3 protein-coding genes are annotated in these 2,457 nt (G+C 74.7%); all 3 read right to left on the bottom strand.

Features of this window, described 5'->3' with window-relative positions:
• On the bottom strand, positions 1-1,885 hold a 1,885-nt coding region (locus VF468_16175; protein HEX5879830.1), incomplete at its 3' end, for a S9 family peptidase.
• Positions 1,886-1,889: 4 nt separating this feature from the next.
• Entirely contained in the window at positions 1,890-2,237 is a 348-nt protein-coding gene (locus VF468_16170) for a histidine triad nucleotide-binding protein (protein HEX5879829.1), read from the bottom strand.
• Between the two features lie 27 nt (positions 2,238-2,264).
• Positions 2,265-2,457: tRNA (N(6)-L-threonylcarbamoyladenosine(37)-C(2))-methylthiotransferase MtaB (locus VF468_16165; protein HEX5879828.1), on the bottom strand; the 193-nt coding region annotated here is incomplete at its 5' end.

Here is a 2,457-nt window from a genome sequence, read left to right as displayed (position 1 = left end):
GGCTGTAGAAGTACAGCTCTGCCTCAAGCGCGCGGCGGATGTGGGCGGCCTGGCGGAAGCCGTGCTGCTCGCCGGGGAAGGGCAGGTAGGCGTACGGGATGCCCTTGGCGTCGAGGGCGGCGGCCATCATCTCGGCCTGGGTGGGGGGCACGACCTCGTCCTCCAGGCCCTGGAGGAGGATCACCGGGCAGGACAGGCGGTCGGTGAAGTGGATCGGCGACCGCTCCCGGTACAGGGCCTCGGCCTCCGGCCAGGGGCCGATCAGGCGGTCGAGGTAGCGCGACTCGAACTTGTGGGTGTCGCGGGCCAGCGCGGCCACGTCGGCCACCCCGTAGTAGCTGGCCCCGGCGGTGAAGTCGTCGCGGAAGGTGAGGGCGCACAGGGTGGTGTAGCCGCCGGCGCTGCCGCCGCGGATGGCCAGGCGGGCCGGGTCGACGTCGCCCCGTCCGGCCAGGTGGCGGGCGGCGGCGACGCAGTCGTCGACGTCGACGATCCCCCACCGGCCGTCCAGGCGCTGCCGGTAGGCGCGCCCGTAGCCGGTGGAGCCGCCGTAGTCGACGTCGACCACGGCGATGCCGCGGCTGGTGAAGTACTGGTAGCTGACGTGCAGGTCGCTGGTGACCCCGGAGGTGGGGCCGCCGTGGCTGGCCACGACCAGCGGCGGCCGCTCCCCCGCCGGCCCCTGGGCGTCGCGGTTGGCCGGCGGGTAGTAGAGAGCGTGGGCGGTGCCGCCGCCCTCGGTGGGGAACTCGATCGGCTCGGGGACGGTCAGGTAGCCGAGGTCGAGCTCCCGGTCCTCGCTGGACCGCAGCACCTCGACCCCGCCGCCGGCGGGGTCGATCAGGACCACGGCCCGGGCGTCGGCCGGGCTGCCGGCGATGCAGGCGACCCGCTCGCCGGCCGCCCGGACCTGCGGCGGGTGGAACGAGGTGAAGGGCAGGTCGAGGTCGGCCAGGGTGCCGTCCGCCTCCAGGATGCCGAGGCGCTGCAGAGGGCCGCGGCCGTGGATGCAGGCGATCCGGCCACCGGGCAGGAACGCGTAGGTGGCCATGCCGAAGACCCACTGGGGGTGGCCGAACTCCTCCTCGGCCGGGAAGAGCGCCTCCAGCGCCCCAGACCCCTGTGAGCCGACCCGGTACAGGTTCCACCAGCCGGTGCGGTCGCTGACCAGGTGCAGCACCCCGTCGGGGCTCCACTCCGGTTGGAACACCGCCTCGTCGGGCCCGCCGGCGACGGTGACGGGGTCGCCGGCCAGGGCGTCGCCGTCGAGGGCGGCCAGCCGCAGCTCGGTCCCGTCCCAGGGCATGTTCGGGTGGTCCCACTCCAGCCAGGCCAGCCGGCGGCCGTCCGGGCTGACGCGGGGGCTGGCATAGAAGTCCCGCCCCGCGGCCAGCACCAGCGGCCCGCCGCCGCCGTCGGCGGGCAGGACGACCAGCTCGTTGTCCACCTGGCCGTCCTGGTGGCGCTCGCGCACGCAGACCAGCCGGCGGCCGTCGGGGGTGGGGCAGGCGTCGGCGTAGCGGTGGGCGGCCGGGGTGGGCGGCTCGGGGGTGACCGGCCGGGGCCTGTCGCCGCCCGGGTCGAGGCGGTACAGGCGCTGGTCGCGGAAGTTGCTGAAGAACAGGGTCTCGCCGGCCAGGGCGTAGCTGCCGCCGCCGTACTCGTGCACCCGGGTGCGGGCGTTGAACCCCTCGGGGACCAGGTCCTCGACCGGGAGGCCGGGAACGGCGCGGCGGACGACCTGGCGGCCGCCCTCCAGGGGGCGGCCCTCGACCCAGCACACGGCCGGGCCGGCGACCCGGACCTCGTCCAGCGACACCCCGCCGGCGGCGACCAGCTCGGCGCTGATCGGCGACGGCCAGGCGCCGTAGGGGACGATGGCCACGCCGCTACCCGGGGGGCCAGGTGAAGCCGCGGCCGCCCAGCACGTGCAGGTGGAGGTGGTCGACGGACTGGCCGGCGCCCCGGCCGACGTTGGTGACCAGCCGCCAGGCGCCGCCCACCCCGTCCTCCCGGGCGACCTCGTTGGCGGCCGCGACCAGGCTCGTCAGCAGCTGCCCGTGCCCGTCCCCGACCGCCTCCAGGCTGGTCAGGTGCTCCTTGGGGATGACCAGGACGTGGGTCGGCGCCTGGGGGTTGACGTCACGGAACGCGAGCACGTCCTCGCGGTCCAGCACGACCTGCGCCGGAATGTCCTTCGCCACGATCTTGCAGAAGAGACAGTCTTGATCGGTCACGCGACTTCGGCCTCCATGCCCTCTGTATCAGCTCCGGCAAGCCTCAAGGGTTGTTCCCTCCATGCCCTCGGTGTCGGCTCGCAAGCCTCGCACGGTCACGACCCGGTCGACCAGCTCGGGACCACCCGGGAAGCGGACCTTGATGTAGTTGTCGCTGGTCCCCTCGGCCAGGCCGTCGCCGGCCGACTCGACCAGCACCGAGATGGGCCGGCCGACGTGG

Source organism: Actinomycetota bacterium (assembly GCA_036280995.1).
In the GTDB taxonomy this organism is placed as follows: Bacteria; Actinomycetota; CALGFH01; order CALGFH01; family CALGFH01; genus CALGFH01.
Note: the sequence above shows the minus strand (reverse complement) of the source record. Positions and strands in the feature narration are given on the sequence as shown.